We start from the raw sequence: 25,233 nt of genomic DNA on the forward strand, positions 1-25,233 counted from the left end.
GAAATTACTTTTCAGAAAAGTGTTCTTGTTGTGTAAATATAAACATTTTATAAAATGTTTAAAGAAGGGTTTTTTTTATAAAACACTTCGTTTATAATGGAGGAAAATATCGACATAGAGCTTTTAGCTCATGTAACGGTTCGGTAGTGTTATGAAAAGAAAAGTAGGGGTGCACGCGCATCCTTTTTTCTATGCAGATATGATGAAAGGGGTGGTATGATGGAATTAACATTGAATTCAACTGTATGTTTACACACAATTCAATTTCGAAAAGAGAGATTAAATTATATTGTAAAAGATACAATTACAGGAGAAACATATGAAATGCCGCCACTTTGGATTGATGCACTAGCAATGATGCGTGACGGTTTTTCATTAGGAGAAATTGAGGAGAAATTAAAAGAAGAGTATCCGGCAGAAGAAGTAAATATGCTAGCATTCACGAGGCAACTGTTAGAGCTAGAGCTTGTCGGAATGATAGATGGAGAAGAGATAGCTTGTACAAAGAAGAAAGATAAAGATTATTTAGCTTGGGTACGTCCAAGGGTGGAACAATTCTTTCTTAACTTAAATAAAAAATATAAAAGCAAAGGTCAAAAGTGATCTTTGCTTTTTTAGTGCAATACAAAATAGGTATTCACCCAAATAAAGATTTTCGCATATTGTAGCTTATGTAAGTAGAATGCTGCGAAGGAGTGAGTGCAGTGACAGGGAATGTATTGAATTATTATGCCGGTGGAAATACAGCTAGAGGATTTCACAGCTTATACGAAGAGAATTTGAAGGGTTTAGACAGGTTGTTTATTTTAAAGGGAGGCCCAGGAACGGGAAAATCTTCTTTAATAAAGGCAATAGGGCGTGAATGGGTCGATAAAGGGTATAATATTGAATTTTTACATTGTTCTTCTGACAATAAATCAGTTGATGGTGTGATTATTCCAAAATTAAAAGTAGGGATTGTTGACGGTACATCACCGCACGTTATTGAGCCGAAAATGCCTGGAGTTGTAGAAGAGTATATAAATTTAGGCGTTGCTTGGGATTCAGATAAATTAAGAAAGCAGAAAATAGAGATTGAACGATTTGTTTCAGAAGCAAGCAAAGCCTTTCAAGCAGCTTACGGGTGTTTTAAAGAGGCGCTAGTTATACATGATGAGTGGGAGAAAATATATATTAATAACATTGATTTTAATAAAGCAAACGAATTAACAGATCAGCTTATACAGAAATTATTTGCAGATAAAGGCGGGAAGAAATCAATTGTGAAACATCGTTTCTTAGGTGCTGCTACACCGAAGGGAGCAGTTGATTTCGTTCCTAATTTGACAGAAGGGCTTCCGCATCGCTATTTTATAAAAGGCCGCCCAGGTTCTGGGAAATCAACAATGCTTAAAAAATTAGCTAAGGAAGCAGAAGAAAAAGGTTTTGAAGTAGAAGTGTATCATTGTGGATTTGATCCAAATAGTCTCGATATGATTATCGTAAGGGAATTAGGATTTGCAATTTTTGATAGCACAGCACCGCATGAATACTTTCCGAGCCGTGAGGGGGATGAGATTATCGATATGTATGATCTCATTGTTGCACCAGGGACAGATGAAAAATATGCTAAGGAAATTCGCGACGTTTCAATTCAGTATAAAACAAAAATGAATGAGGCGATGTCTTTCTTAGCAAAGGCAAAATCAGTTCGTGATAAATTAGAACGAATTTATATTGCCGCTATGGATTTTTCAAAAGTCGATGCATATAGAGAAGAAATCCAAAAAGAGATTGAACGAATTGCAGTTACTGTAATTGAAAAGAAAAAATAGATGCTTTGTTAGGCTGTCGGGAATTTTCTGACAGCTATTTTAGTATCTGGTAAAATTAGTCTTATATTTGTCGAATTTCCAGGGAAATGATCAAAAAATGGGGAGGATATGAAATGAGAGAGAAAATTGAATTAGAACTAGAACGAATTGAAAAAGAGAATGATGTGAAAATTTTATTTGCTGTAGAATCAGGGAGCCGGGCGTGGGGATTTCCATCGAAAGATAGTGATTATGATGTTAGGTTTGTTTATATACGTCCTGTAGAGTGGTATTTATCAATTCATGATAAACGTGATGTGATTGAATACCCAATTAGTGATGATTTAGACATAAGTGGCTGGGATCTTAAAAAGGCATTGCAACTATTTGCAAAATCTAATCCAGCGTTACTCGAATGGATTAGATCACCGATTTTTTATTCGAAAAACTCTAACCTTCCAGAAGAACTTCAGCAAATGAGTGAAAAGGATTTTAATCCGAAATCAACGATATATCATTACTTACATATGGCTTCAAAAAACTATCGTGAATTTTTGCAAGGTGAGAATGTAAAGTTGAAAAAGTACTTTTACGTATTACGTCCTATTTTAGCTTGTAAATGGTTAGAGGAGAAATCGACTTTGCCTCCTGTAGAATTTGATCGATTGATTACAGAATTAATATTAGAACGTAGCGTGTTAGATGAAATTGAAAAGTTATTAATAAAGAAAAAAGCAGGTACTGAATTGGACGTTGGATTGAAAATTGAGGTGCTAAATCAATTTTTAGAAGAACAAATTGATTATTATCAGCAATACGTGAAAGGTATTGAAAAGAGATTAGGGATTGATATTGAGAGTTTGAATACATTATTTCGAAATATGTTGTTTGAAGTATATGAAAAAGAGCACAAGTGAGTTTGTGCTCTTTTTTGTGTTTTAGGAGTAAAGAAAACGGCGCTAGTTACGATTAGTCTTACGAAAGGGAGTAAATGAAAATTCACGCTGAATCTGTAATTATTCGTTATCAACTCGTTTTAATGGTTGATCTGCTGGACCTTCCATAACATCCCCATCAATTGAAAAACGGGAACCGTGACAAGGGCAATCCCACGTACAATCACCGTTATTCCATTCAACTTCACAGCCGAGGTGTGTGCAAGTTGTATCGACGATATGTAATTTTCCTTCTTTATCTTTATAAGCACCTGCTCGTTTACCGTTGACATGTACAACAGATCCTTCGCCAACTTCAAGATCTTCTGGCTTACGTAATGCGGTTTCAATTTTTCCTTCAATTAAGTGTTTAGCAACATCAATGTTCTGAGAGAGGAAAGTTTTTATATCTGGATTTGCATGAAAGCGTGATGGTGCAAACAGTTCTTTATATGGACTGTGGATTTTTAGAATGGAGTCCTTCAGTAAATGAGCTGCTGCAGTTCCAGTCGTCATTCCCCATTTACGATATCCAGTTGCCACAAATATATTTGGATTCCTTTCGTTAATATGTCCGATATAAGGAAGCTTATCTAGCGTGATTAAATCTTGTGCTGACCATCTATAGGGAACTTCATCTACTCCAAAAGTTGCTTCAGCAAAAGAATAGAGTGCTTCGTAATGAAGCATCGTATTAATTCCTTGGCCTGTTTTATGGCTCTCTCCGCCAATCAATATCAGCTTTTCTCCATTGCTTGTCGTATAACGTATGGAGCGTTTTGGATCATCGATACTTAAATACATGCCCCCTGGATAATCTGTTTTTGCTTTTATTGCGAGAGCATAGGAGCGTTCTGCGTACATTCGCGTAAAGAAAAAGCTATTAGCATCATAAAAAGGAAAATGTGAACAAGAGACAATATATTTACAAGTGATGCGATGGTCACCCTTTGTAATTACTTGTGGATAATCTCCTTTTTCCACATCAATAGCTGTTGTTTGCTCATAAACCATTCCGCCCATTTCCACAAACTTTTCTAAAAGTGTTTTTAAATAAAGGAGGGGATGGAATTGCGCTTGATTTTTCATCACAAGTGCAGATTGTACGGGAATAGGAATCGACAGAGATTGAACATAGTCACAAGGTATATTTAACTTTTGATAGGCTTCATATTCTTTCGTTAAATTTCGCAGGCCATTATTGGTAGTTGTATATAAATAAGAATCTTCATTTGTGAAATTACAGTCGATTTTATATGTTTGTACAGTCTCATTTATGAATTGTAGAGCTTTACTATTTGATTCGTAGTAAAGTTGAGCTTTTTCAACACCAAAATTGTTTATTAATTCATCATAAATGAGATCATGTTGGGCTGTTACTTTTGCGGTTGTATGCCCAGTTGTTCCATTTAAAACAGAACCAGAATCAATTAAAACGACTTTCATTCCTTCTTTAGCGAGTAAATAGGCGGTGGTAATGCCTGTAATACCAGCTCCGATAACGGCAACTTCGGTCTTTATATTTTCGGATAAATGAGGAAAAGTAGGAAATTGAGTAGATTCAATCCAATAGGATGATGGTAACTGCGGAAATGTGTCATCTGTCATTTTGAAACCTCCTAAATTAGAACAATTTTCCTTTTAATATTTCCATATTATATGGAATTCATGTATGTTGTTTTCGTAGCGTTCTATTTTTATTAAACGAAAGATAAAATTATTTTAATATAATTATTTTATTGGGGCAGTATGAAGAAGTAGGATTTATATAAAGCTAAATTCAAGTGATTCCATTTGTTGATTACATAGAGAGTTCTTGAATGAGATAGAGTCTGTGTTGTTTAAGTGGATGTGTACATATAGCGGATAAAGCCTTATGAAATCTATGCTTTTTCTTTAGTGAAATAAAGTATAATTATAAAAATATAACCAACTTTTATTACTAGGTCATAAAAGTTGTTGACAATATAGAAATTCTATTGTTATGATTCATCATGTGGAAAGGTTGATAGAGAGTAAAAAGAGAAATGTTTTTCATTGATAATAAAAGCGGAAAAATAAGTGACGATAGAGTGAGTATATTTTCCTTATGATAAATGCTTTTTGGATCACGTAGTAAAATCAATCTGGAAGCAAGAATTAATATATGCAAGTTGCGCAGGGCGCGGCATAAGAAAGGGGCAAAAGGATGAAGGAGCTTCATACGTTTGGGTGGTATGCAGCGCGTGTATCACCACATTTGCCGAAAAAAGCATTTAAACCAGTTCCTAATCGTTTATTTGGTGGACTGGCTTATTTACTTGTGGCATTGGCTGGTTTAATAACGATCGGTGTATTTGAATTGAATGTGTGGGCAAATCTAGGAATTGCAATTGTTCTTGGATTATGTTTTGCTTCACTTGGGTTTTTAGGACATGAAATTTTACATGGAACAGTTGTAAGAAAGGCATGGCTTCGTGATTTTTTAGGTGCGATAGCATTTATGCCATTATCAACTGGCCCAAAACTTTGGAGAAAGTGGCATAATGCAACGCATCATGTTCACACACAGCATGAAGAGAATGATCCAGATGCATGGCCGACATTTGAGAAACTGAAAAAGAGTAAGTTTTTGAGTTGGGTATATCGCATGCCTCTTCATGTACGTTCATTCTTTAGTTTTCTGTCACTAACAATTCAATTTACGTTACATTCGACTCGAATGTTCTTTCATTTTATAAAAGAATTTAAGTCATCCAATCAAAAATCTGTATGGCTTCAACTTCTTTTGCCCTGGACAGTTTGGATTAGTTTATTGTTTATTATGGGACCTGCAAAGTGGTTCTTTGCATACGTGATTCCGTTGTTAATTGCTAACTTTATTGTAATGGCGTATATCGCAACAAATCACCGCTTAAATCCAATTGTTCCAGTAAATGATCCGTTAGCAAACTGTTTATCAGTAACAGTGCCGCGCTGGGTAGACGTTTTACATTTCAATTTCTCATACCATACAGAACATCATCTGTTTCCTGCTATGAGTTCTAAATACTATCCATTAGTAAAAGATAAAATTAAAGAAATGTGGCCGGAACGCTATCACGAAATGCCGATGACAAAAGCATTGGCAGCACTTTGGAATACACCACGTGTGTATTATCACGGAAGTGAATTAGTTGATCCGCATAGGGAGCATTTCTATGGTTCTTTAGGAAATGGATTGGATCCTCATAATATTTCATATCGTGAGGAACATATAGAGGAAAAAGAGACTATAAAAAAAGCAAATCAATAATAGATATATTTTACGATGAAAAAGCAAGCTCTCTTAGAGCTTGCTTTTTGTTATAAAGAAACTTCTTTCTTGTTCTTTGTCTTGACGTGGACAGAGTTATTTTCTTTCCGTTGTAGTCGTTTTTCTAGAAGACTAACAAAATAAGTAAATAGAAGAACTAGTGCGAGATAGTATAGACCAACGATTATGTATGTATCTAATTGCTGGAAGTTACCTGCGGCAATTGATAAACCGGATCCCCATAATTCGGACAATCCTACATAAGCAACGAGTGAAGAATCTTTTAATCCTATGATAAACTGATTCCCTAGAGGAGGAAGAGACAGACGAAATGCTTGTGGTAATATAATCCGGCGCATCGCTAAAGGGTAAGGCATACCTAAAGAGCGAGCAGCTTCTAATTGTCCCCGGTCAACGGATTGAATTGATCCGCGGAAAATTTCAGTAATATATGCACCGTTATGAATTGCTAAAGCAATTGCTCCTGCCCAAAAAGGGGTAAAAACAACAACGGATGTAATCCCAAAATAGAGAATGGCAATTTGAACAATTAAAGGTGTACCACGAATAATGGCGATGTATACATGAGCAATACTATTTAAAACCTTATTGTTAGAGATTCGAAAGAAAGCGACTAGTAATCCAATTAGTGAACCGAGTAATAGGGATGTTAATGTTAATTGTAATGTGACAATAGTAGCCTTTAAGAGTGTGGGATAGGTAGAGATAAAAATTTCAAACATATGTGTCACCTCATATTGTATGGATTTTAGTAGGGAATGAAATGCCCCACATACAAGGTGGGGCATAATTTATGAAATCTCTAAATGGCTAATTTACTTTGTTTTTGCCTCGTCTCCAAGAATATTACGCCCAAACCATTTCTTACTAATCTTTTCATACGTGCCGTCTTTAATGATTTCATCTAGTGCTTTATTTACCTTTTCGACCATGTCTTTATTGTCTTTATGAATAGCAATTCCCATTTCATCAAGGTTTAACGGTTTTCCAGCTTCTTTTATATTTGATTTACCTTCTTTAATCATACGAAGACCAACCATTTGATCAGTAATAACTGCGTCTACACGTCCTGGTTCTAAGTCCATAAGTGCAGTAATATCACTATCATATTCTGTAATTTGATCTGTATGTTTTGCAACAAGGGTTTTGAAAGTACTTGCTTTTACAACACCTATTTTTTTCCCTTTCAAGTCCTCTGGAGAAGAGATAGATGTATTCTTTTTAGCTACAAAAATTTGTGCACCAGAGCGATAATATGGATTTGAGAAATTCACGGCTTTTAATCGTTCTTCTGTAATTGCCATACTTCCTAATATCACATCATATTTTTTTGATTGTAGACCTTGAATCAATGTTTCCCAAGGATTTGTAACAGGAACAGGTTTCATTCCCATCTTTTTCCCGAGAGCTTCACCTATTTCTACATCAAAACCGACAAGTTTCCCGTCATTTTCTTTATAGTTAAAAGGTTTGTATAAACCACTCATCGCATAACGAAATTCTTTTTGACCATTAGATGAAGTGGTAGAGCTTTCCTTACTACAGGCTCCTAGTATGAAGGATGTACATAATGTAATACTCGCAACAATGGTTAATAGTTTTCTTTTCATAAAACCCCTCCTATATATTGATCATACGGATTGTTTTCAATATGCTATGGAGATATTTTATTTGGACAATTAGTTGTGTCCCGTATGAATGAATTTCTTTATGTTTGAAACAGAAGTTACATTATAAAACGTTGCGTAAAAATTGCTTTGCCCGTTCATGCGATGGAGCGGAAAAAAATTGCGCTGGCGAAGCATCCTCTACAATTTTCCCGTCATCCATAAAGATAACGCGGTCAGCTACATCTCTTGCGAAATTCATTTCATGAGTAACAATAACCATTGTCATTCCTTCTTCAGCAAGTTCTTTCATAACTTGCAACACTTCTCCAACAAGTTCAGGGTCTAAAGCTGAGGTAGGTTCATCAAATAGCATAATTTTAGGATTCATGGCAAGAGCTCGTGCAATCGCAATTCGTTGTTTTTGACCACCGGAAAGGAGGTGGGGAGTTACATCTGCTTTATCTTGTAGGCCGACTTTTTGTAGGAGTTGATTTCCAATCTCCTTTGCATTTGCTGTCTCCAATTTTTTTACGTGAATAGGTGCTTCTATGATGTTTTCTAGTGAGGTCATATGAGGAAATAGGTTAAAGTGCTGAAAAACCATACCGACATTTTCACGGACTTTGTTTAAATTTGAATGCTTTGGATCAATTCGCTCACCTTGTAAGTGAATTTCACCTTCATCGTACATTTCTAAAAAGTTAAGACAGCGAAGTAATGTACTTTTGCCGGAACCACTGGCGCCGATTAAAACAACAACTTCTTTTTCTTTTACTTCTAAATCAATTCCTTTTAAAACATCAAGTGATCCGAATGATTTTACTAGATTTCGAACTTGAATCATACAAAACCCCCAGTCAAAAATATATTTACAAATGTTGCCCCGTATTTCTGTTATTAGTCATAAATTGTCAGAATCCTTTATTTTTTTCGGGGGATTTGATATTCAAGGGAATAATGATTTTAAAAATCCCTATATCTTTCTATAACGAAAATATGGATAATAATATATAGGCAGTACATATATTGCTTATAAAAAGGGGGAAGAAGAGATGGAAAAAGAAAGGAAAACATTTTCCTTTGGCTTACGTACACAACTTATGCTATTCACTACAGTTTTAGCTTTCATTACATATTCAACAAGCTTATTTTTTATTTACGTTATATATGATTATTTTCAAATTTATGTAAGTCGAACTGTTTATAATATTATCGTTATGTTATTAGGTGTAGTATGGTCTGGAATTTTAGCGTATGGAGCAGCAATATTTTTAATTAAACCACTTCGAAAGTTGGAGGAAGCAGCAAGGAAAGCGGCTGATGGTGATATTCGTGAAGATGTCCCGTTGCCAAAAGTAGATGATGAGATTAAATCTTTAAGTGTTGCATTTAATATGATGCTAGGGAACTTAAGGGGCATGGTAAAAAATATTGATACTACATTTTCGTATACAAATAATCAAGTTCAGCAAATTAGAAAACAAACAGGGGAAGCGACCAAGCAAGCGCAAGGTGTGTCTGAAACTCTTGCAGAGATTTCTTCCGGTGCTGAGCAATCAGCAGCGTCAATTCAGGCGATTGTTTCTGTTGTTGATACAACGACTTCTATTGCAAGTGAAGTAGAAGAAAAGGCGAAACAGTCGGATGACTTGTCTTCAGAAATGGTTCAAGCTTTAGGGCAAAGTACACGTGTCTTTAATTCCTTAATTCAAGGTATTCAAACATTGGCGAAAGAAAATGAAGATTCGATGCGAAATGTACAGCAGTTAGAAGAACGAATGAAACAAGTTGAACATATTGTTTCTGTTGTAAGTGAGATTGCTAGCCAAACGAATTTATTAGCACTCAATGCTTCTATTGAGGCAGCTCGTGCTGGTGAACACGGAAGAGGTTTTGCAGTTGTAGCAGAAGAAGTACGTAAACTTGCTGATGAAAGTGATCATTCTGCAAGAAACATATCGCAGTTATTACGGAATATGCAAGATGAAGTGCAACAAGTCGCGATGAAAATGACAGAGCAAGTGAAAAAAGCTAAAGAAGAGGCGAAACGCGGGGGAGCTACAGAATTAATTTTAAAAGAAATGTCATCAAGTATTATGGAAGTAGCAGATGCAACTAAGCAAATTAGTAGTTATATGAATGAACAAGTGAGTCACATTCATCAAACAGGAGCACAAACAAAGGCTGTAGCAGCCATCGCTGAGGAAACGTCAGCTGGTTCACAAGAAGTGGCGCGTGTGACTCTCCAACAGTCTAAAAATATGGTAATAATTGATCGATTATTAAAGGATTTAGAGAAGCAAGCAGCTGATTTGAAACAAACAATTGAACGATTTTCAATGTAAAAAGGAAGAACAGAATTCTGTTCTTCCTTTTTACGTATGGGAAGGAGGAATGCTTTGTTGAAAACGAAAAACATTACAAGGGTCATATGCTGTCTTCACTTTACGCAACCTTTGAAAATTAGAGCCATAATAACTAGTTTGCCAATTTTTTATGTCGATATCGGGCCAATTTACATAGTCTCCCAGTGTGTAAGGATCTAAGCTTTCCCGTAAATCTTTAACCCAGCGTATATTTCGGTTTTCTTCATCGTTGCATTTCCAAGAAGTAATATATTCTTGAGCAATAATTGCCTTGCGGTGGAAATAAGCTGTTTCATTCGAAGAAATATTTTCCACAGCACCTACGAGTGATTGGTGCCAAATACTCGCATCTTTATTTGGTGCATGAGAAAGAAAATGTTGCATGATTTGAATGCCTTTAAGGGGAATCGTTTTATATACATAGGAACCAGAGCGCTTAAATTTTTCAGGGATATTACCACTATTAAAGAATTGAACAGCCTTTATATAAGGAACTTCATCTATAAAGAGAGAGTGGTTACCAGTTTCAAGAAGAGGAGATAATAGAGGATAGAGTTCAGAGGGAGAGCCAACAAATTCACCTTTCACCTCGATTTTATTTCGTTGTTTGGAGAATAATTCAATTGATGAAGTGAGACGTTCATCTATATAAGGTGCCCAGTTTTGCCAAGCTTGAAATGCAGCAATAAAGTCTTCCCATTCCCATGTAAGCGAGAAAATTGAGACGTTTTTTATAGGATGGACTCGAAAAGTTAAGGAAGTAACAATCCCGAAATTCCCACCCCCACCGCCGCGGCATGCCCAAAAAAGGTTAGGGTTTTCTTGTTCATTTGCACGAATGAGTTTTGCACCAAATTTTCCGCATGCTTGTACCATTTCGACTTCTACTAATTGATCACATGTTAGTCCAAATAAGCGTGAAAGCATGCCAATGCCACCGCCGAGTGTTAACCCCACAATTCCGACACTTGCACTTGTGCCAGCTGGTATTGTAACACTATATTTCCAAAGTTCTTTATAAACAGTTCCGAGATTTGCACCAGCTTCGATTGTTGCTGTTAATTTCCTTGTACTAACCGTAATTTGCTTCATTTCACTCACATCAATAATAAGCCCGCCATTTAAAAGAGAGAAGTTTTCGTAGCTATGACGTCCACTTCTTAAGCGAAATGGTATATGCCGCTCACGTGCCCATTTTAAGGCGTTACACACATCATTTTTATTTTGACAAAAAACAATAATACAAGGGAATTTTGGAATGCTTAAATTTAAATTTATTCGGGCTATGTCATACTCAGGATCCGAGGGAACGACGATACGACCAGTTAATTTTGTTTGTTTCAATTTATATCTCCTTTCTGAAATAATATGAGCTTGTATTAGTATATGAAGAGTATATTTAACACGCATGGACGAGAAGAGGAGAAGGATTAAATTTATCCCGTTATTTGCCGAGCAGTAAGACAATCCGGCTGAAGCAAGAAGATAGGGCTGCTCGTAAAAGTCCGATTGGTAAGGGCTAATAATCAGTGGGGGATGGACAGCCCACACTGATTAAAGTTCCACTTTATCTTTGTGAGAAATAAATAAAGCATAAGAATCAGGAATCTACATAGAGTTCAATGAAAACAGTTGCAAACTATTCATATTTTGTTATGATAGTGTTACGAAAACGTTTGCATAAAAAATCCGATGGGATGCAAAAGGAGAGAATTATTATGAATAAGACATGGTGGAAAGAAGCTGTCGCTTATCAAATTTATCCACGTAGCTTTATGGATTCAAATGGTGATGGTATTGGAGATTTACAAGGTATTATTGCAAAACTGGATTATTTAAAAGATTTAGGTATAGATGTAATTTGGATTTGTCCAATGTATAAATCACCTAATGACGATAATGGTTATGATATTAGTGACTATCAAGATATTATGGATGAATTTGGTACGATGGAAGACTTTGATGCATTACTAGATGAAGTTCATAAGCGTGATATGAAGCTTATTATTGATTTAGTTATTAATCATACAAGTGATGAACATCCGTGGTTTATTGAGTCACGTTCTTCTAAAGACAATCCGAAGCGTGATTGGTATATTTGGCATGATGGTAAAGACGGCGCGGAACCAAACAATTGGGAAAGTATCTTTAATGGTTCTACATGGGAATATGATGAAGTGACAGAGCAATATTATTTACATTTATTCTCGCGTAAACAACCAGATTTAAACTGGGAGAATAAAGAAGTTCGTGAAGTTTTATATGATACTGTTAATTGGTGGCTTGATAAAGGTATTGATGGTTTCCGCGTCGATGCGATTAGCCATATAAAAAAAGAAGATGGTTTACAGGATATGCCAAACCCAAAAGGGTTAAAGTATGTGCCTTCTTTTGACAAACATATGAATGTAGATGGTATTCAGCCATTACTAGAAGAATTAAAAGAAAATACATTTGCTAAATACGATATTATGACTGTTGGAGAAGCAAATGGTGTGAAAGTTGAAGATGCTGATCTTTGGGTTGGAGAAGAGAACGGTAAATTCAATATGGTATTCCAGTTTGAGCATTTAAGCTTATGGGATGCAGAAAAGAAGAAAGATCTTGACGTTGTTGAGTTGAAAAAAGTATTAACAAAGTGGCAAAAAGGTTTAGAAAATAAGGGATGGAATGCTTTATACATTGAAAATCATGATAAGCCACGTATTGTGTCTACTTGGGGAAATGATAAAGAATATTGGCGTGAAAGTGCAACGGCTTTAGGTGCGATGTATTTCTTTATGCACGGCACACCGTTTATTTATCAAGGACAAGAAATTGGTATGACAAATGTTCAGTTCCCAAATATTGAAGATTATGATGATGTAGCAGTTAAAAATTTATATCGTGAGAAAATTGCAGAAGGAGTATCGCATCAAGATATGATGGAAATTATATGGGCTTCTTGCCGCGATAATTCACGTACACCTATGCAGTGGAGTGCTGAAAGTAATGCTGGCTTTACAACGGGAACACCTTGGTTTGGCATGAATCCAAATTATGAAGAAATTAATGTTGAAAAGCAGAAAAATGAAGAGGGATCTATTTTCAATTTCTATAAAAAAATGATTGCCTTGAAAAAAGAGAACGATGTATTAAATTATGGTACGTATGATTTACTTTTAGAAGATAATCCGCAAATTTACGCATATACTCGTACATTAAACGATGAAAAAATTATTGTTATTAGTAATATCTCGAAAGAGGAAGCAGTGTATAATGAGGAGAAATTTGCACTAGAACGCAAACGTTTGCTTTTAAATAACTATAAAGTTGCCGAGCATGATCAATTAACTACAATCACGTTAAAATCTTATGAAACAAGGGTTTATCGCATTTCATAATAAAAAAGGATGCTCTTGGAGCATCTTTTTTTATTAAAAAAAATAAATTTCTATTGCAATGTGAAAACGCTTTTATTAAAATAGATTTATGAAAACGGTTGCGTAACAAAAAAAGAAGGAATCGTTTTCATAAGAGAAACAGAAATTATAATTTAAATCATTATGTTGTTATAAATAAAGGGGAGGAAGAACAGATGAAAATTACGTCTTTTGATTTTTGGCAAAAGTTCGGGAAGGCATTATTAGTTGTTGTAGCTGTAATGCCGGCAGCGGGCTTAATGATTTCGATCGGTAAGTTAATTGGGATGTCTGCTGGGGATATTAACGCAGTTCATACAATTGCTCGAGTAATGGAAGACATCGGTTGGGCAATTATTACAAACCTACACATTTTATTCGCAGTAGCAATTGGGGGATCTTGGGCGAAGGATCGCGCAGGTGGTGCATTTGCAGCACTGTTAGCATTCGTCTTAACAAACAGAATTACAGGAGCTATTTTTGGCGTAAACGCTCAAATGTTAGCGGATTCAAAAGCGACAGTTTCTTCATCATTAGCAGGAGATTTACTTGTAAAAGATTACTTTACTTCTGTACTTGGTGCACCAGCATTAAACATGGGAGTTTTCGTAGGGATTATCACAGGTTTCCTAGGAGCTACTTTATATAACAAATACTATAACTATAATAAACTGCCACAGGCATTAGCATTCTTTAATGGAAAACGATTCGTACCATTCGTTGTAATTGTATGGTCTACAGTTACTGCGATTGTATTATCACTTGTATGGCCATTTATCCAAAGTGGATTAAATGAATTTGGTCGCTGGATTGCAGCATCTAAAGACAGTGCACCAATTGTTGCACCGTTTGTATACGGAACGTTAGAACGTTTATTATTACCGTTTGGATTACATCATATGTTAACGATTCCGATGAACTACACAGAGCTAGGCGGAACATATACGATGTTAACTGGTTCAAAAGTTGGACAAGTTGTAGCAGGACAAGACCCATTATGGCTTGCATGGATTACAGATTTAAATAACTTATTAGCAAATGGAGATACGAAAGCATATAACGATTTATTAAATAACGTTGTACCAGCTCGTTTCAAAGCTGGACAAGTTATCGGCTCAACAGCAGCGTTAATGGGGATTGCATTTGCGATGTTCCGTAATGTTGATAAGGAAAAACGTGCAAAATATAAACCAATGTTCTTATCAGCTGCATTAGCAGTATTCTTAACAGGTGTAACAGAACCAATTGAATTCATGTTCATGTTTATTGCGCCAGTATTATATGTTGTGTATGCAATTACAACAGGACTTGCATTCGCATTAGTAGATTTAATTGATTTACGTGTTCATGCATTTGGATTTATTGAGTTAATTACACGTACACCAATGATGGTCAATGCAGGATTAACAAGAGATTTAATTAACTTTGTCATTGTTTCATTAGTGTTCTTCGGTCTTAACTTTACGTTATTCAATTTCTTAATTAAAAAATTCAATTTACCAACACCAGGACGTGCAGGTAACTATATTGATAATGAAGATGAGTCATCAGAAGGAACAGGAAATGTACAAGATGGTTCATTAGCAACAAAAGTTATTGATTTATTGGGCGGAAAAGATAATATTGCTGACGTAGATGCTTGTATGACACGTTTACGTATAACAGTAAAAGATTTAGATGTTGTTGCACCAGAAGCACAATGGAAACAAAATGGTGCTTTAGGACTTATTGTTAAAGATAAAGGTGTACAAGCCGTATATGGCCCGAAAGCTGACGTATTAAAGTCAGACATTCAAGATATGTTAGGTGCGTAATAATATGAAATTGCTAACTTTAAATTGTCACTCTTGGCAAGAAGAGAATCAAATTGAAAAAATAAAGTATCTTGCTAAAGCAATTCAAGAAGAAGATTATGATGTGATCGCATTACAAGAAGTAAGTCAGTCTATACAAGCTGAAAATGTATGCGGTAACAAGAAAAAAGATAATTTTGGACTTTTACTGCTAGAAGAGTTAAGAGCATTAAACGTAAAAGAATACAATATTATTTGGGATTTCTCTCATATTGGATATGATGTGTACGAAGAAGGATTAGCAATTATAACAAAGCACAACATTGTAAAGGAAGATACGTTCTTTGTCTCAGAAAATAAGGATACAACGTATTGGAAAACACGCAAAATTGTAAGTGCAACAATTGCTTATAATGATAAGAATATAACGTTTTATTCTTGCCATCTCGGTTGGTGGAATGATGAAGAAGAATCATTCAAAGACCAAGTTGATCGTTTAATGGAGCGTGTAAATAGCAATGAACTTTCCTTCTTAATGGGTGATTTTAATAACAATGCTCGTTTGGAAGGAGAGGGTTATGAGTATACGATGCAAAAAGGTTTATATGACACATATGAACTAGCGATAGAGAAGGATGAAGGAACAACTGTCCAAGGAGAGATTGCTGGTTGGGATGAAAATAAACAAAAATTACGAATCGACCTAATATTAAGCAATCAAAGTAAAACAGTTAATTCTTCAAAAGTCATTTTTAATGGAACAAATCGAAATGTAATTTCTGATCATTTCGGTGTAGAAGTACAATTAGATATATAATAGAAGAAACCCTCACAGATAATGAAAAGCTGGGAGGGTTTTTTGATAAATACAAGTATTCCCAAGAGAAAATACTTGTATTTTTTATGACATTTCCTATATATTTGTTATTATTGAATGTAAAACTAATTTGGTCATTTTGTATGCATACTTTTTTAACTTCGTTATATAATGAAGTAAGTGAAATATTTAATGGGAAAAATAGTATGTTTTCGTTTAATCCACGATGTAGAAAGTGATATAATTGCAAAATGTATGTATCATTTTCTAAAGAAAGAAAAATATATAATTAGGTGATTGCTTATATGAAACAGATTTGGCGTATTTATAAGACAGATTTACGGAATGTAGCCAAACATTGGGCTGCAATTGTTATTGTTTTAGGGTTAATGATTTTACCATCGTTATATGCATGGTTTAACATTAAAGCTTCTTGGGATCCTTACGGAAATACGAAAGGAATCCAGATTGCAGTTTCTAACCAAGATGTTGGATCAAATTTAAGAGGGAAAGATATTAACATCGGGGAAGAAATTGTAGATTCACTTAAGAAGGACAAAAATTTCGGGTGGAAGTTTGTTGATGAAAAGCAAGCAATTTATGGAGTAGAGCGTGGAGATTATTCCGCAAGTATTACTATTCCAAAAGATTTTTCTGAAAAGATTGCAACAGTCTTGAATGAAAATCCACAGAAACCGGAAATTGATTATTACGTAAATGAAAAAGTGAATGCCATTGCACCGAAGATTACAGCTAAAGGTGCATCGGGTCTTACAGAAGAGGTTAGTAAAAACTTTGTTAAAACAGCAAACGGTGAGATTTTTAAAATCTTCAATGATCTTGGAATCGATTTAGAAACAAACTTACCAAGTATCGAGAAGGTAAAAGATCTTGTATTTAAGTTAGAAGCGCAGTTCCCAGAAATGAATACACTTATGGATAAGGCGTTAGATGATGCAACTCGAGCGGAAGATATCGTGAAAGTAGCACAAAAAGATCTACCTGTTGTAGAGAGTGTAATAAATGATGGGCAAGAAGCGTTGGCAAATTTAGATAAGTTCTTTGCGAATCAAGATCAAACGTTGAAAAATGCTCCAGGTACGATAAGAAATGATTTAGTAGTAGCAAAAGGTGTTATGGATAGTGCAGCTGCATTTACTGACTTTTTAATGAATCCGGGTGTGGATTTAGCTATTCCTGATTTGTCTGGAATGAATGGATTACCTGAATTCCCCGCGAGACCGGACCTTTCTAAGTTGAATAGTGATGGTTATAAAAACATAGCGCAAAATATTAATCAAACAGTCAATAATGTTTTAAGTTCATCCCGTGCAGGAACAGCTTATGGGAAAAGTGTTGTAAATGGATTGCAAAATGGAAAATTTGATCCAGAACAAGCAAAGAAAGATTTAAATGCTGTATCAGATCAATTGCAAGCTCGTACAGAGGGCATTGCGTATCTTATCAATGTATTTACTGAACTTCAGAAATCCGTGACGACTGATTTTGGTAAAAGCTTTTTCCAAGGACGAGTGGATCGCTTAACTAAGCTTAAAGGCGGCATGGAAAATGCGAATAACGGAATTAAAGATATTGTAAATGTTATTGGTACAGGACAAGAAGTAAAGAAAGATGTAACAGATGTAGCTAATCAAAAATTAGATGCAGCAAATGCATTAATTGATCAAGCTGAAAAAGATTACAATGAAACATTTGTAGCAGATTATCAAAAAGCAGTTAGTACAGTAGATCAAGCTAAAGTTGATGCAAATGCAGCATATGATAATGCAAAAGCAGATTACGATAAAGCGAAAAATAGTATTGAAAGTACTAAATCTAGCGTCCAAAAAGCAATGGAGGATTTACAGAATAAAGGTGTTAACGGTTTAGAAGGATCAAAAGCGGCTTTAAACAGCTTAAATGGTCAATTCCAATCTGGCATCGGTTTAATTGACGATATGATTCCAGTTCTAGAAAGCACAAATAAGGTTTTAGCAGATGTGAATAGTGATAAAAACCTTAATAATGGAATTACAAAGTTAAATAAAGCGAAAAGTAGTTTACAAAAAGGTGTAGATGCAACGAATAAGGGAATTACACTTATTAATAATGGGCAGAAGCCTACAAAAGATGTAATTGAAAGTATTAACAATGCAGCAAAAGGCGGATCAGCTCAATTAACAGATGTATTATCGACGTATGATGCAGAAATTGTACCAGGCTTCAATACAGCAATTGCTCGTACAAAAGAGATGTCGAAAAATACAACTCAAATTTTAAATGATGCAGACAAAAAGCTTCCAGATGTTAAAAAATTACTAGAAGATTCATCAAAAGGTTTAGTAGACGGTAGAAAGAAATTAGCAGACATTAAAGCTGAAATGCCGGAGACTGAGAAAAAGATTAAAGAATTAGCAGATAAAATTCGTGATTTTGAATCTGAAGAGGATATAAAAGACATCATACGCTTATTGAAAAACGATGTTGAAAAGCAAAGTGACTACTTTGCAAATCCAGTGAATTTAAAAGAGAATAAATTATTTGCAATGCCGAACTACGGTTCAGCAATGTCACCATTCTATACAGTGCTTGCATTATGGGTAGGCGCACTATTAATGGTTTCACTATTAACGGTAGAAGTACATGAAGAGGGCGCTAATTATAAGAGCCATGAAATATACTTTGGACGTTTATTAACATTCTTAACGATAGGTCTTTCACAGGCGTTTATCGTATCGATGGGGGATATATTCTTACTCGGTACGTACGTAGTCGACAAATTCTGGTTTGTGTTATTTAGTTTATTTATTGGGGGAGTATTTGTTTGTATCGTGTACTCACTCGTTTCTATTTTCGGAAACGTTGGGAAATCGATGGCGATTATTTTACTTGTACTGCAAGTAGCAGGATCGGGCGGCACGTTCCCAATTCAAATGACACCACCGTTCTTCCAAGCACTGTATCCGTTCTTACCGTTCACATATGCTATTAGTGCAATTCGTGAAACCGTAGGTGGAATGCTTTGGGATATAGTAACTAGAGATTTACTTGTGTTAAGTGCTTTCGTAGTAATCATGGTTGTGGCTGCATTATTACTGAAAAAACCAATTAACAAATCAAGTGAAAAGTTTGTTGAGAACGCAAAAGGAAGTAAAATTATTCATTAAAATAAAAGGTTCCTACCGATAGTGGTAGGAACCTTTTTGTTTAATCAAATTTTAATTTCTTTAATGCTTCTGCGAATGGATTGTTTAATGGTTCTTCTTCTTTGTTCTGTTGTTTCATATATTTTTGGACGTCACGTTTATCAGCTTTGCTGCCGGATTCTTTTTTACGTCTCTCTTGGAATGTAGAAAGTTTCTCACGATAGCCACATTTACATGCGAAAATTTGGCCTGCTCCTTCACCACGAAGTTCTAGTTTCTTTTTACACTGAGGACAGCGTGCGTTTGTAGTGCGGGATACATTTTTACGGTGACCACATTCGCGGTCTTGGCATACAAGCATTTTACCTTTTTTACCGTTTACTTCTAACATTGGTTTACCACAGTCTGGACAAGACTTCGTTGAAATGTTGTCGTGCTTATATTTTTTATCGCTTGATTTAATTTCAGTAACAATTTCCTTCGTATAGTTCTTCATTTCTGAAATAAATACTTCTTTCTTTAACTTTCCTTTAGCGATAGCTTCTAACTTTTGCTCCCATTCACCAGTTAGTGTAGGAGATTTCAGTTCTTCTGGCACTAAATCAAGTAACTGACGGCCTTTTGAAGTAATATGAATATCTTTACCACGTTTTTCAAGTAAGAATGAATTGAATAGCTTGTCGATAATATCAGCACGTGTAGCTACAGTACCTAATCCACCAGTTGATTTTAATGTATCAGCAAGTTGTTTGTTTTGCGTATCCATGTATTTTGTTGGGTTTTCCATCGCTGAAAGTAATGTTGCTTCATTAAAACGTGCAGGTGCTTTCGTTTGACCTGATGTTTGGACAATTAGTTTTACGTTTAATGTGTCGCCTTTTTCGATGTGAGGTAAGATTTGTTCTTTTACATCATCGATTGCATCATCATCTTCAAATCGATTTTCATAAACCTCTTTCCAACCAGCATGTAAAATCGTTTTTCCACGTGCGATGAACGTTTCGTCACCAATTTTCGTGCGCAATGTTAGTTGTTCATATTCAAAGGCCGGGAATAAAACAGCTAAGAAACGTTTTACAACTAAGTCATAAATTTTACGTTCTTTATCGGTGAAAGCTGAGAAGTTTACATAGCTCTCTGTTGGAATAATTGCGTGATGATCACTTACTTTACTATCATCAACAAATGATTTATTAGATTTTACAGGTTTCTGCAATACTTTATGTGCTAAAGGACGGTATTCTCCAACTCCGCAAGCCTTCAGACGCTCTGGAAGTGTTCCGACAATATCAGATGAAATATAGCGTGAATCTGTACGAGGGTACGTTAAAACTTTATGCTGTTCATATAATTTTTGCATAATGTTTAATGTTTCTTTCGCAGAGTAACCAAATATTTTATTCGCATCACGTTGTAGTTCAGTTAAATCGTAAAGACCAGGAGCGAACGATTTCTTTTGTTTTTTATCAATGTCTACAACAGTAGCATTTTCCTTACTAATTTTGTTCACGATTGCATCAGTTTTTTCTTTATTAAAGCTACGGCTATTTCCTTTTGTATCTTGCCAAGTTAGCTTTAATCTCTCAGCTGTTTGAGCTTCGATACCATAGTAAGTTTGAGCTTTGAAATGTTTGATTTCATCTTCACGGCTTGCAATCATGGCTACAGTAGGTGTTTGTACACGACCACAATTTAGTTGGGCATTAAAGCGAGTAGTTAATGCTCGAGTCGCATTAAGCCCGATATACCAGTCAGCCTCTGAACGTGCGACAGCTGAAGCGTATAGATTGTCATATGCTTTTCCTGGTTTTAAATTTGCGAAGCCATCTTTAATTGCTTTATCGGTAACAGATGAAATCCATAGACGTTTAATCGGTTTCTGCATTTTAACTTTATCGATAATCCAGCGTGCGACCAACTCTCCCTCACGACCGGCGTCAGTAGCTATAATGATTTCATTTACATCTTTTCTAAGTAGTTGGCTTTTCACAGCATTAAACTGTTTCCCTGTTTGTTTAATAACTGTTAGTTTTAAACGCTCAGGTAGCATTGGCAAATCTTCTAAATCCCATTTTTTATATTTCACATCATAGCTTTCTGGATCAGCTAATGTAACGAGATGACCTAAAGCCCAAGTAACAATATATTTACTACCTTCAAGATAGCCATTTCCTTTTTTATCACACTTCAGTACGCGAGCAATATCTCGTGCAACGGAAGGTTTTTCAGCAATTACAACGCTTTTTGACATATTAAAAACATCCTTTCAAATTTCCATACGTTAACTATAGCATACATCTTCTTGAGATTCAGTTTCGCTCCAGGTTTGAATGGGTTTTGATGAAATGAACCCAGAATTAATTATCATTTTTGGAAGACAATCAGATTCATATAAAGAGTTTGAAAAAATTGCTCCAACAATTTACGTAGAACAAGATACAAAAGACTAATGGAAAAGTAAAGAACTTGTTATTTTACTAGAATAAGAGTAGACTTTGAAGTAGATGAATAATAAACACATGGGAGTTTGTGGATGCAAACTGAGAGTATGACTACTAGTCCGTCATTGACCATTTGAACCTGTTGGATAATGCCAGCGTAGGGAGAGTGTAAAAGCACATGTTCAGGCACTTTGCGTACGCGCAAAGTGCCTTTTTGTGTATCTCCCATCACTATAGTTAGGAGATGAAAAGGATGAATAGGAAAGAAATTAGTAAAGTAGTGGATTTGGTAAGAGAGTCTAATCCGCTCGTTCATAATATTACAAATGTTGTTGTAACGAATTTTACAGCAAACGGATTGTTAGCATTAGGAGCATCGCCTGTAATGGCGTATGCAAAAGAAGAAGTAGCAGAAATGGCTAGCATTGCGGGAGCTCTTGTTTTAAATATGGGTACACTTCGTCCTGAAGAGGTAGAAGCGATGTTACTTGCTGGTAAATCGGCAAATACAAATGGTGTACCAGTATTGTTTGATCCAGTTGGGGCAGGAGCAACTTCTTATCGAACAGAAGTTGCGAGATATATTCCAGATGAAATCGATTTAGCTGTTATCCGCGGAAATGCAGCTGAAATTGCTAATGTTATTAATGAGAAATGGGAAATTAAAGGTGTAGACGCTGGTACTGGAAACGGTAATGTTGTAAATATTGCAAAACAGGCAGCGGATGAATTAAATACAGTTGCAGTAATTACTGGAGAAGAAGATGTTGTTACAGATGGAGAGCGAACTATTCTTATTCGAAATGGCCATCCTATTTTAACGAAAGTTACTGGCACAGGTTGTTTACTAACTTCTGTAATAGGAGCATTTGTAGCGGTAGAAAAGGATTATGTAAAGGCAGCAGTAGCTGCATTAACATTCTATGGAGTAGCAGCAGAAATAGCGGCTTCGAAAACAGTAGAGAATGGACCAGGAAGTTTCCAAATTGAGTTTTTAAATCAGTTAGCGAATACAACTTCAGATGATATTGAGAAGTATGGAAAGATTGAGGTTATCCAGTAAGGAGGGAAACTAGATGTCGCGTATTACAATGGATGAAATGTCTAGGTTATTACGAGTATATTTTATTATGGGAAGTAACAATTGTACGAAGGAGCCACTACAAGTATTGAGAAATGCACTAGAAGGTGGGATAACAATTTTTCAATTTCGTGAAAAGGGAGAAGGGGCTTTAGCGGGAGAGAAACGTATTGATTTTGCGAAGGAACTACAAGCGCTTTGCAAGGAGTACGGTGTACCATTCATCGTAAATGATGATGTGGAACTAGCCCTCGAGTTAGATGCAGATGGCGTGCATGTTGGACAAGATGATGAAGGAATTACATCTGTTCGTAAAAAAATGGGAGATAAAATTATTGGAGTATCTACACATACAATTGAAGAAGCACGCTGGGCGATTGAAAATGGAGCCGATTATTTAGGAGTTGGTCCAATTTTCCCGACGAGTACGAAAAAAGATACGAAAGCGGTTCAAGGAACGAAAGGTCTAAAGTATTTTAGGGAACAAGAGATTACAATACCGATCGTTGGGATTGGTGGGATTACAATTGAAAATACTGCTTCTGTTATAGAAGCGGGTGCGGATGGTGTTTCAGTTATTTCAGCGATTAGCTTAGCAGAATCTGCGTATGAAAGTACGAAGAAATTAGCTGAGGAAGTAAATAAGAGTTTGTAGAGTCGCAAAATGGGTTGTTTCGTTTATCCTGCTATTTGTGGGAGCCCTGCTGCCCGTAAAGGTCCGATTGGTGAGGGCTAATAATCAGTGAGGGATGAACAAAATCCCCACTGATTAAAGCTTCACTTTATTTAAACAAACGTTTGATTAAAAAAGCACAAACCCTTTAAAATTTTAGGTTTGTGCTTTTATTTAAAACATAATTGAAATTAAGAGCATTCCAATTCCGATAGAAGTAAAGGTTGCGATCAGGCCAGGAATCATAAAGCTATGATTTAAAACATATTTACCAATTCCTGTTGTACCAGTGCGATCAAAATTAATTGCAGCAACGATTGTCCCGTAGTTTGGAATGAAGAAGTATCCATTTACCGCAGGGAACATTGCAATAAGTAATGCCGGCGGAATACCAAGTGATAGTCCAAGTGGCACTAAAGCACGAACTGTTGCTGCTTGGCTATACAGTAAAATAGATAGAATGAATAGTGCGATAGCAAATAGCCATGGTGCACTTGTTACTAAGTGTTGAATTGATCCTTGAATTATATTTAAGTTTCCGTTGAAGAACGTATCTCCCATCCAGGCGATACCAAAAATAGCAACAACTGCTGTTGCGCCTGCTTTAAAGACGTTACCAGTTACAATGCTTTCCACATTTGGTTTACAGAAAATAATAATAAGAGCAGCAATGGTTAACATGACCATTTCAATTGTGTTTGGCATTGACAGACGAACTAATTTCCCATCAACCATCCATCCTGGACGCAGTGTTTCAAATGAACCGAGAAGTACAACAAGGAAAGTTGCGACTAGGAAAAGAATAACTGATAATTTCGCGCCTTTTGAACCTACAAATTCTTTTTTCTCTTCAAGTTTAGGAATCATTCCCTCTTTTAATCGCTTCAAGTATTCAGGGTCTTCATTTAATTCTTTTCCCATTTTACTAGCAACGAATGCAGCTACCATACAAGCGATGAAAGTAGAAGGGATACTGACTTTTAAAATATCTAACAGGGTGATTTTATAGTCGGCTAACATTGCTAAAAGTGCAACTGTTGCAGCCGATATTGGACTAGCTGTAATTGCCTGCTGGGAAGCGATAACGGCAATTGACATTGGTCGTTCAGGTCTAATTCCTGATTCACGAGATACTTCGGCGATAACGGGAAGTACAGAATAAGCGACATGACCAGTTCCTGCGCATAGCGTGAATAAATAAGTAACAATAGGAGCAAAAAATGTAATGCGCTTTGGATTTTTTCGTAATGCTTTCTCAGCAAGGTGGACGAGATAATCCATTCCTCCAGCAGCTTGCAAAGCACCGGCAGCTGTAATTACTGCTAAAATCATAAGCATGACATCAATAGGAGGAGCTGTAGGTTGTAAGTGGAAGACGAAAACAAGTATTGCCATACCAACGCCACCCATTACTCCTAGACCAACTCCGCCTAGGCGTGCACCAATAAAAATACAGAGTAGTAACGTAAGAAATTGTAGCCAAAACATGATAAACTACCTCCGAAATTCGTAAGTTAAGATATATTCGAATAGTTTAATTTGAGTGAAAATTAAATAGGTATCCGAAAGAATCCTTGATTTTTCTACATTTTTTATTATATAACACAAAAAAAGTAACATTCATGTATTTTTTGAAAGTATTTCGAAAAAATAACACATTGGAATTTTATATTTACATCTCTAAATAAGTAGACATTTTAATCCGTATGTTGTAATCTTTGAAAGAGAATAATTTAATTCTCATAGAACTCCCATATCGTTCAACTCGTTCAGCGAGAAAGGCAAACTGATGGAAACATGAGGACGCAAAACTACAGGGGCTAAGGTCGAAAGGCTATGCTAGCCAGTTACCGGACGGATAGGGTTGGTCTTGACCAATGCT

At 35.7% G+C, this 25,233-nt stretch carries 18 protein-coding genes, 2 pseudogenes and 2 riboswitches; of the genes and pseudogenes, 13 read left to right on the forward strand and 7 right to left on the reverse strand.

The genetic code is table 11. The annotated features are described in order from the left end of the window. The first annotated feature begins 219 nt into the window (after positions 1 to 219). The 3 genes from MHB76_RS02030 (at position 220) to MHB76_RS02040 (ending at position 2,710) form a co-directional block, all read left to right on the forward strand. Complete coding sequence (locus MHB76_RS02030) at positions 220 to 603, forward strand: hypothetical protein (RefSeq protein WP_033710503.1); 384 nt, start codon at positions 220 to 222, stop codon at positions 601 to 603. A gap of 92 nt (positions 604 to 695) precedes the next feature. Beyond that, the gene (locus MHB76_RS02035; RefSeq protein ID WP_078173530.1) at positions 696 to 1,814 is read left to right on the forward strand and encodes a PRK06851 family protein; all 1,119 of its coding nucleotides are present in this window, start codon (positions 696 to 698) and stop codon (positions 1,812 to 1,814) included. A gap of 113 nt (positions 1,815 to 1,927) precedes the next feature. Next, positions 1,928 to 2,710, forward strand: coding sequence for a nucleotidyltransferase domain-containing protein (locus MHB76_RS02040; protein ID WP_002159448.1), 783 nt, complete (start codon positions 1,928 to 1,930; stop codon positions 2,708 to 2,710). 99 nt (positions 2,711 to 2,809) lie between these two features. Here MHB76_RS02040 and MHB76_RS02045 read toward each other — a convergent pair whose 3' ends face one another. Beyond that, complete coding sequence (locus tag MHB76_RS02045; RefSeq protein WP_002159447.1) at positions 2,810 to 4,336, reverse strand: FAD-dependent oxidoreductase; 1,527 nt, start codon at positions 4,334 to 4,336, stop codon at positions 2,810 to 2,812. Positions 4,337 to 4,916: 580 nt separating this feature from the next. On the opposite strand from MHB76_RS02045, the gene MHB76_RS02050 reads away from it, so the two are divergent. Further along, the gene (locus MHB76_RS02050; protein WP_002159446.1) at positions 4,917 to 6,002 is read left to right on the forward strand and encodes a fatty acid desaturase family protein; all 1,086 of its coding nucleotides are present in this window, start codon (positions 4,917 to 4,919) and stop codon (positions 6,000 to 6,002) included. Positions 6,003 to 6,052: 50 nt separating this feature from the next. Here the strand turns inward: MHB76_RS02050 and MHB76_RS02055 are convergent, their stop codons facing one another. From MHB76_RS02055 to MHB76_RS02065, 3 genes are all read right to left on the reverse strand, one after another. Next, entirely contained in the window at positions 6,053 to 6,745 is a 693-nt protein-coding gene (locus MHB76_RS02055; protein WP_070169811.1) for an amino acid ABC transporter permease, read from the reverse strand. Between the two features lie 93 nt (positions 6,746 to 6,838). Beyond that, on the reverse strand, positions 6,839 to 7,633 hold the full coding sequence (locus MHB76_RS02060; RefSeq protein WP_070138681.1) for an ABC transporter substrate-binding protein: 795 nt from the start codon (positions 7,631 to 7,633) through the stop codon (positions 6,839 to 6,841). Positions 7,634 to 7,754: 121 nt separating this feature from the next. Further along, positions 7,755 to 8,477, reverse strand: coding sequence for an amino acid ABC transporter ATP-binding protein (locus MHB76_RS02065; RefSeq protein ID WP_002113623.1), 723 nt, complete (start codon positions 8,475 to 8,477; stop codon positions 7,755 to 7,757). Between the two features lie 373 nt (positions 8,478 to 8,850). Here MHB76_RS02065 and MHB76_RS26240 point away from each other — a divergent pair. Next, positions 8,851 to 9,036, forward strand: a pseudogene (locus MHB76_RS26240) (HAMP domain-containing protein); the annotation flags it as partial. 15 nt (positions 9,037 to 9,051) lie between these two features. Further along, positions 9,052 to 9,978 (forward strand): methyl-accepting chemotaxis protein, encoded by a 927-nt coding sequence (locus MHB76_RS02070; protein ID WP_445661357.1) that lies wholly within the window; start codon positions 9,052 to 9,054, stop codon positions 9,976 to 9,978. A 30-nt stretch (positions 9,979 to 10,008) separates the two neighbouring features. Here MHB76_RS02070 and MHB76_RS02075 read toward each other — a convergent pair whose 3' ends face one another. Beyond that, positions 10,009 to 11,343 (reverse strand): FAD-dependent oxidoreductase, encoded by a 1,335-nt coding sequence (locus MHB76_RS02075; RefSeq protein WP_078173527.1) that lies wholly within the window; start codon positions 11,341 to 11,343, stop codon positions 10,009 to 10,011. A gap of 374 nt (positions 11,344 to 11,717) precedes the next feature. Between MHB76_RS02075 and MHB76_RS02080 the strand changes: the two genes are divergently transcribed. The 4 genes from MHB76_RS02080 to MHB76_RS02095 all read left to right on the forward strand — a co-directional run bounded on the left by MHB76_RS02080 (position 11,718) and on the right by MHB76_RS02095 (position 19,177). Continuing rightward, positions 11,718 to 13,382 carry a glycoside hydrolase family 13 protein gene (locus MHB76_RS02080; RefSeq protein ID WP_340985551.1) on the forward strand — a complete coding sequence of 555 codons (1,665 nt, stop codon included), beginning with the start codon at positions 11,718 to 11,720 and terminating at the stop codon, positions 13,380 to 13,382. A 194-nt stretch (positions 13,383 to 13,576) separates the two neighbouring features. Next, positions 13,577 to 15,214 (forward strand): PTS transporter subunit IIBC, encoded by a 1,638-nt coding sequence (locus MHB76_RS02085; protein ID WP_016103422.1) that lies wholly within the window; start codon positions 13,577 to 13,579, stop codon positions 15,212 to 15,214. A 4-nt stretch (positions 15,215 to 15,218) separates the two neighbouring features. After that, complete coding sequence (locus MHB76_RS02090; RefSeq protein WP_340985553.1) at positions 15,219 to 16,010, forward strand: endonuclease/exonuclease/phosphatase family protein; 792 nt, start codon at positions 15,219 to 15,221, stop codon at positions 16,008 to 16,010. Positions 16,011 to 16,315: 305 nt separating this feature from the next. Further along, the gene (locus MHB76_RS02095; protein WP_340985555.1) at positions 16,316 to 19,177 is read left to right on the forward strand and encodes a YhgE/Pip domain-containing protein; all 2,862 of its coding nucleotides are present in this window, start codon (positions 16,316 to 16,318) and stop codon (positions 19,175 to 19,177) included. Between the two features lie 40 nt (positions 19,178 to 19,217). Here MHB76_RS02095 and topB read toward each other — a convergent pair whose 3' ends face one another. Beyond that, entirely contained in the window at positions 19,218 to 21,407 is a 2,190-nt protein-coding gene (gene topB / locus MHB76_RS02100) for a DNA topoisomerase III (RefSeq protein ID WP_340985557.1), read from the reverse strand. 91 nt (positions 21,408 to 21,498) lie between these two features. Between topB and MHB76_RS02105 the strand changes: the two are divergent. The 3 genes and pseudogenes from MHB76_RS02105 to thiE all read left to right on the forward strand — a co-directional run. Next, positions 21,499 to 21,597, forward strand: a pseudogene (locus MHB76_RS02105) (ABC transporter); the annotation flags it as partial. A gap of 68 nt (positions 21,598 to 21,665) precedes the next feature. After that, positions 21,666 to 21,778, forward strand: a riboswitch (TPP riboswitch). A 72-nt stretch (positions 21,779 to 21,850) separates the two neighbouring features. Further along, complete coding sequence (thiM, locus tag MHB76_RS02110; RefSeq protein ID WP_078173522.1) at positions 21,851 to 22,660, forward strand: hydroxyethylthiazole kinase; 810 nt, start codon at positions 21,851 to 21,853, stop codon at positions 22,658 to 22,660. 13 nt (positions 22,661 to 22,673) lie between these two features. Further along, entirely contained in the window at positions 22,674 to 23,333 is a 660-nt protein-coding gene (gene thiE, locus MHB76_RS02115; protein WP_078173521.1) for a thiamine phosphate synthase, read from the forward strand. Positions 23,334 to 23,525: 192 nt separating this feature from the next. Here the strand turns inward: thiE and MHB76_RS02120 are convergent, their stop codons facing one another. After that, complete coding sequence (locus tag MHB76_RS02120; RefSeq protein WP_002113643.1) at positions 23,526 to 24,839, reverse strand: anaerobic C4-dicarboxylate transporter family protein; 1,314 nt, start codon at positions 24,837 to 24,839, stop codon at positions 23,526 to 23,528. Positions 24,840 to 25,121: 282 nt separating this feature from the next. After that, a riboswitch (cyclic di-GMP riboswitch) is annotated at positions 25,122 to 25,206 on the forward strand. Positions 25,207 to 25,233 lie beyond the last annotated feature (27 nt).

The sequence above is a fragment of the Bacillus sp. FSL M7-1345 genome (assembly GCF_038006985.1).
Taxonomy (GTDB): domain Bacteria; phylum Bacillota; class Bacilli; order Bacillales; family Bacillaceae_G; genus Bacillus_A; species Bacillus_A cereus_U.